Annotated in this window: 8 protein-coding genes; 5 read left to right on the top strand and 3 right to left on the bottom strand. The window is 68.4% G+C overall.

Features of this window, described 5'->3' with window-relative positions:
• The 4 genes from AC1VAN_RS11275 to AC1VAN_RS11260 all read left to right on the top strand — a co-directional run.
• A partial coding sequence (locus tag AC1VAN_RS11275; RefSeq protein WP_480985823.1) for a proton-conducting transporter transmembrane domain-containing protein occupies nt 1–836 on the top strand: 836 nt, incomplete at its 5' end.
• Nucleotides 833–1,339, top strand: a complete 507-nt coding sequence (locus AC1VAN_RS11270; RefSeq protein ID WP_025874599.1) for a Na+/H+ antiporter subunit E — start codon at nt 833–835, stop codon at nt 1,337–1,339. The genes AC1VAN_RS11275 and AC1VAN_RS11270, both read left to right, overlap by 4 nt.
• Nucleotides 1,336–1,620 carry a K+/H+ antiporter subunit F gene (locus tag AC1VAN_RS11265; protein WP_025874598.1) on the top strand — a complete coding sequence of 95 codons (285 nt, stop codon included), beginning with the start codon at nt 1,336–1,338 and terminating at the stop codon, nt 1,618–1,620. The genes AC1VAN_RS11270 and AC1VAN_RS11265 overlap by 4 nt, the downstream gene beginning before the upstream one ends.
• Nucleotides 1,617–2,003, top strand: a complete 387-nt coding sequence (locus AC1VAN_RS11260) for a Na+/H+ antiporter subunit G (RefSeq protein ID WP_025874597.1) — start codon at nt 1,617–1,619, stop codon at nt 2,001–2,003. The genes AC1VAN_RS11265 and AC1VAN_RS11260 overlap by 4 nt, the downstream gene beginning before the upstream one ends.
• A gap of 108 nt (nt 2,004–2,111) precedes the next feature.
• On the opposite strand, the gene AC1VAN_RS11255 is transcribed toward AC1VAN_RS11260, so the two are convergent.
• Both AC1VAN_RS11255 and AC1VAN_RS11250 read right to left on the bottom strand, forming a co-directional pair.
• A complete protein-coding gene (locus AC1VAN_RS11255; protein ID WP_312964400.1) occupies nt 2,112–3,071 on the bottom strand; it encodes a sodium:calcium antiporter in 960 nt (319 codons plus the stop codon).
• A gap of 73 nt (nt 3,072–3,144) precedes the next feature.
• A complete protein-coding gene (locus tag AC1VAN_RS11250; protein ID WP_049467575.1) occupies nt 3,145–3,789 on the bottom strand; it encodes a hypothetical protein in 645 nt (214 codons plus the stop codon).
• Nucleotides 3,790–3,913: 124 nt separating this feature from the next.
• Between AC1VAN_RS11250 and AC1VAN_RS11245 the strand changes: the two genes are divergently transcribed.
• Nucleotides 3,914–4,450, top strand: a complete 537-nt coding sequence (locus AC1VAN_RS11245) for a hypothetical protein (RefSeq protein ID WP_282279471.1) — start codon at nt 3,914–3,916, stop codon at nt 4,448–4,450.
• A gap of 206 nt (nt 4,451–4,656) precedes the next feature.
• Here AC1VAN_RS11245 and AC1VAN_RS11240 read toward each other — a convergent pair.
• A partial coding sequence (locus AC1VAN_RS11240; protein WP_480985822.1) for a homogentisate 1,2-dioxygenase domain-containing protein occupies nt 4,657–4,927 on the bottom strand: 271 nt, incomplete at its 5' end.

Below are 4,927 nucleotides of genomic sequence, written 5' to 3'. Positions count from 1 at the left end.
AATCGTATGCGCGTGCACCGGCTGCGGTGGCGGCACTGTTTGCGATCATGACCAAGGTGGGCCTGTATGCCGTGCTGCGCATCCAGATGCTGTGGTTCGGCGAGGATGCGGGGGCGATGGCCGGCTACGGCCGCGACTGGCTGCTGTGGGCCGGCGTAGCGACGCTGGTGCTGGGCGGCCTGGGCGCGTTGGCCGCCGCGCGCCTGCGCGTGCTGATTTCGTATCTGGTGATCGTCTCGGCGGCCACGTTGTTCATCGCCTTCTCGGTGGGCACGCCTGAGGTGCTGTCGGCCGGCCTGTACTACCTGCCGCACAGCAGCTTCGTCGCCGCCGCACTGTTCCTGGTCGCCGACCTGATCCGACGCCGCCGTGGCGGCGCCAGCGACCGCAAGGAAGTGATCGCACCGATGCCCGGCAAGGAGACCCCGGCCGTGCTGTTCCTGATTGCGGCGGTGTCGGTGGCCGGCCTGCCGCCGCTGTCCGGCTTCCTGGCCAAGGCCGCGCTGTTGGCCGGCATGCCGGCGCAGTACACCGGCGCGGTGTGGACCGCAGTGCTGGTCAGCAGCCTGCTGGTCATCATGGGCCTGACCCGCGGCGGCATCCGCCTGTTCTGGCGCGTGCCGCTGCCCGATCCCGATGCACCGCCACCGCGCAAGGCACCACTGCGCCGTGTGGAGCTGTTCGCCGCCTGCATCCTGCTGGCGTACGGCATCGGCATGACCTTGTTCGCTGCCCCGCTGATGCAGCACACCGACGCCATCGCCACCCAGCTGCTGCAGCCGGGCGACTACGTGCAGCAGTTGCGCGCGACCACGCCGGAGATCCGCCAGCCATGACCGCCAAGCGTTCCCCGATCCGCCGCCTGCTGCCCTCGCCCGCGCTGAGCGTGATGGTGGTGGTGTTCTGGCTGTTGATGTCCGACAGCTTCACACTCGGCCAGTTCCTGCTGGGCCTGCTGCTGGGCGTGGTCATTCCGCTGTTCGCCGCGCGCCTGGACCGCGAGTTCGCCCGCATCGGCACCCTGCGGCCGCTGCCGAAGCTGCTGTTCGTGACCCTGTGGGACATCCTGATGTCCAACATCCGCGTGGCCATCCAGGTGCTGGGCCCGGAAAAGAACATCCACCCCGGTTTCATCTGGCTGCCGCTGGACATCGCCAACATCCACGGCATCGCCGCGCTGACCAGCATGATCACCCTGACCCCCGGCACGGTGTCGGCCGCCCTCAGCGACGACCGCAAATTCCTGCTGGTGCACGTGCTGCACCTGGAAGACCCGCAGGAGCTGATCGACACGATCAAGCGCCGTTATGAAGCCCCGTTGATGGAGATCTTCCCATGACTGGATTCCAGATCATCCAGACCACCCTGGTGGTGTGCATGCACGTGGTCGGCCTGGCCATGCTGCTGGCCACCTGGCGCCTGCTGCGCGGGCCGACCGTGCCCGACCGCATCCTTGCACTGGATACGCTGTCGGTGACCGCCATCGCCGAGCTGATGCTGTTCGGCATGTACCTCAATTCGGCGATCTACTTCGAGGCGGCACTGATCATCGCCATGCTCGGCTTCGGCAGCACCGTGGTGCTGAGCAAGTTCGTGCTGCGCCGGGACATCGTCGAATGATCACCTTCATCCAGATCGCGCTGTCGATCCTGCTGCTGTTCGGCTGCTTCTTCATCCTGGTCGGCGCACTGGGCCTGGTGAAGCTGTCCACCTTCTTCAAGCGCCTGCACGCACCGACCAAGGCCAGCACGCTGGGCGTGGGCTGCGTGCTGGTGTGCTCGGTGTGCTACCACATCTTCCTGGGCCAGGACCCGCAGCCGCGCGAGCTGCTGATCACCGTGTTCCTGTTCATCACCGCACCGATCAGCGCGCACCTGATGGCCAAGGCCGCACTGTCGCTGCTGATGGAAACGCGCCCCAGCCTGCCGGGCAACGAGCGTGCCGAAGACGAGCAGCTGCCGCCGCCGGAACCGGAGCGCGAAGAGGAAACCACCGCGCGTTGACGGTGGGTGCCGACCGTTGGTCGGCACGACCCCGGATAACCGCCAGTAGAGCCAGGCCATGCCTGGCTGCGAGTTCGCCGAGGTTGCCGGCCAGCGGCCGGCACTACCTCAGACCGGTGTGACCAGCGCGATTTCCAGCCCCAGCCAGGCCACGAACGCGCCCAGCAGCACCGCACCTTCGATGCGGCTGATGCGCAGGTCGCCGCGCAGCATCGGGTACAGCACCAGTGCGAAGGCCAGCACCGCCGGCAGTTCCAGGCGCACGAACGAGGCTGGCAACGCCAGCGGCTGCAGCAGCCCCATCGCACCGATCACCAGCATCAGGTTGACCACGCTGGAGCCGAGCACGTGGCCCAGCACCATGTCGCCGTGACCACGGCGTGCTGCCGCGACCGCGGCCGCCACCTCCGGCAACGCAGTGCCGATCGCCACCGGCAGCAGACCCACCAGCAGCGGCGTCCAGCCCAGCGCGGCGCCGAAATCAGCGGCGGCACCGACCACCAGGCGCGCGCCCCAATACAACGCCAGTGCGGCAACCAGCAGGCGCAGTACGTTCAACGGCAGGCTGGTGCGGCTCAGGGCTGACTCGGCAATGATCGCCTGTACCTCGGCGCTCTCATGGCGTCCGCGACGCAGCAGCAGGAACTGCACCACCACGAACCCGGCCACCAGCACGCCGGCCTCCCAGCGCAGCAGGCGGCCATCGAGCCCGAACACGATCAGCAGCAGGCCCGCGGCCAGCAGCCCCCACCACAGCACGGCCTGCAGGCGCGCGCGCAGCAGCAACGGCGCCACCATCGCGGCCACCGCCAGGGTCAGGCCGAGGTTGACCACGCTGCTGCCGACGGCATTGCCCAAGGCCAGCTCCGGCTGGCCCACCACCAGCGCGCGGGCGTTGACCGCCAGCTCCGGCAGCGAGGTGGTGATACCCAGCAACAGCAGGCCTGCGGTGAATGCACTGGCGCCGAAACGCTGCGCCAGGCCGGACACGGCTTTGACGACGGAGTCCCCACCCAGGGCCAGCAACAGCAGGCCGAGCAGGAACCAGGCAATAGCAATAGCGATCATCGGGCGCTCCCCAGCGGTCGTGGCGCGATTCTACGCTCGGCCCACCCGCGACGGGTGAGCCGAGGATGGCCGATCAGCCGCAGCCTTCGGCGTAGTCCACCTGCGGGGTCCTGCCGACCCGCCAGGCGCCGACCTTGCCGTCAGCGCCGAGGGCGAAATCGATGATCGCCGCCCCCTCCTGCGCCGGGCGCACGCGCAGGTGCTGGGCCTTGTCGTCGTATTTGTCCGGGCCGACGTCGGCGCGCTCGGGATAGAGCACCTGCAGCTCGCCCAGGGTCATGCCGACCCGGCCGCCACCGGGGGCGACGATGGACGGGCTGCGTACGTCGTAGCGGACCAGCTTGCGCGCTTCGAACATCAGGCGCGGGTCTTCGGCCCCCTGCGGGCGCAGGAAGTAGCAGCCTTCATTGGCATCGTCGGCAGGCAGCGGCTTGCCAGTGGCGTCGGTACCCAGACCCTGCAAGGGGGTGCCGAAGCCACTGCGGACCTCGGCGATGCCTGCGCCCAGCGTGGCGCCGCCGAAGCCATCCAGGCGTGCCGGGCTGTCGCTGCGCGGATCCACCGGCGAAGCGGTGGCCAGGTCGGCGTCGGCGGGAACGGAGGCATCCTTCGCCGGTGCGGTGGCCGCGGGCGGCGCTGCCGGTGCGGCGGTGTCGGGACTACGGTTGCAGGCGGCCAACGACAACAGCAGCAGGCCGGCCATCGGGAGATGCTTCATCGGTGCGGATCCTTGGCACAGGGTGGGTGCACGCTACCRCAGCCGGCGTGCAGGCGCTGCATTGTCATCGCGGTTTCATCGCCCTCATTCAGGCTGGGCGAGCACCGACTTGGCTGTCCTCCCCATGCAACCGCGCAAGACCGACCTCGCCCGAACCGCGCTGCAGGCCCACCGCGCACCGCTGGACATGCGCCAGCGACGCCTGCTGATCCTGTGTGATGGCCAGCGCAGCATCGCCGAGCTGACCGCACTACTTGGGCAGGACGCGGCAGCGATGGTGATCCAGCTGATCCAGGGCGGATATCTGGTGACCGCTGCGGACGCACCCGCCTCCACGCCACCTGCGCCGGTTGCGATGCCGGCTCCACTGGCGCCGTCAGTCACTGCCGCTTCTGCGGCGCCGGTCGAGCGCCGCCGCTCGCTGGTAGCCGCGCGCATCTATGTGCTGGGAATCCTGGAGATGCAGCGGCATCCCAACGCAGCGGCGCTGTTCCGCGACCTGCAGCAGGCGCGTGCCGAAGGCGAGGTGCTGCGGGTGATGCAATCGGCGCTGCAGGTGCTGCCGGCGCTGACCTCGGAAGGGTACTGCCAGCGCGTGCGGCAGCGGCTGATGGAGGCGCTGCCGGTGGAGCATTGCAGCGCGTTCGCGGCCATTGCCTGAACCGGTGAACAGCATCCACGCATGGCGTGGATCTACTACATCACTTGCCCGGATGGATCCACGTCACGCGTGCACGCGATATCGCGCTTCCCGGTAGATCCACGCCATGCGTGGATGCGGTATCGCGCTTCCCGATAGATCCACGCCATGCGTGGATGCGGTATCGCGCTTTCCGGTAGATCCACGCCATGCGTGGATGCAGACGATCAACGGAAATTGTTGCGCAGGCCGTTCCAGCACTGCTGGTAATCGCCCTGCCGGTGGCTTGCTGCCAGCGCCTGCGCGGTCGGGCGGATCACCCCACGGGTCTCGAACATGAAGGCCATGGTGTCCTTGATCACATCCGGCTTGGACAGATCCGCATTGGAGGCCTTGTCGAAGGTCGGGGCATCCGGACCGTGGCCGCTCATGCAGTTGTGCAGCGACGCACCGCCCGGCACGAAGCCTTCGGCCTTGGCGTCGTAGGCACCATGCACC

The organism is Stenotrophomonas sp. 05L44_2 (assembly GCF_056665995.1).
The sequence above is the reverse complement of the archived record's forward strand: the minus strand, read 5'-3'. Positions and strand labels throughout refer to the sequence as shown.

Bases quoted from the DNA above. Each gene is read 5' to 3' on its own strand.
- AC1VAN_RS11270 (WP_025874599.1), top strand. From the start codon at position 833: ATGACCGCCAAGCGTTCCCCGATCCGCCGCCTGCTGCCCTCGCCCGCG.
- AC1VAN_RS11265 (WP_025874598.1), top strand. From the start codon at position 1,336: ATGACTGGATTCCAGATCATCCAGACCACCCTGGTGGTGTGCATGCAC.
- AC1VAN_RS11260 (WP_025874597.1), top strand. From the start codon at position 1,617: ATGATCACCTTCATCCAGATCGCGCTGTCGATCCTGCTGCTGTTCGGC.
- AC1VAN_RS11255 (WP_312964400.1), bottom strand. From the start codon at position 3,071: ATGATCGCTATTGCTATTGCCTGGTTCCTGCTCGGCCTGCTGTTGCTG.
- AC1VAN_RS11250 (WP_049467575.1), bottom strand. From the start codon at position 3,789: ATGAAGCATCTCCCGATGGCCGGCCTGCTGCTGTTGTCGTTGGCCGCC.
- AC1VAN_RS11245 (WP_282279471.1), top strand. From the start codon at position 3,914: ATGCAACCGCGCAAGACCGACCTCGCCCGAACCGCGCTGCAGGCCCAC.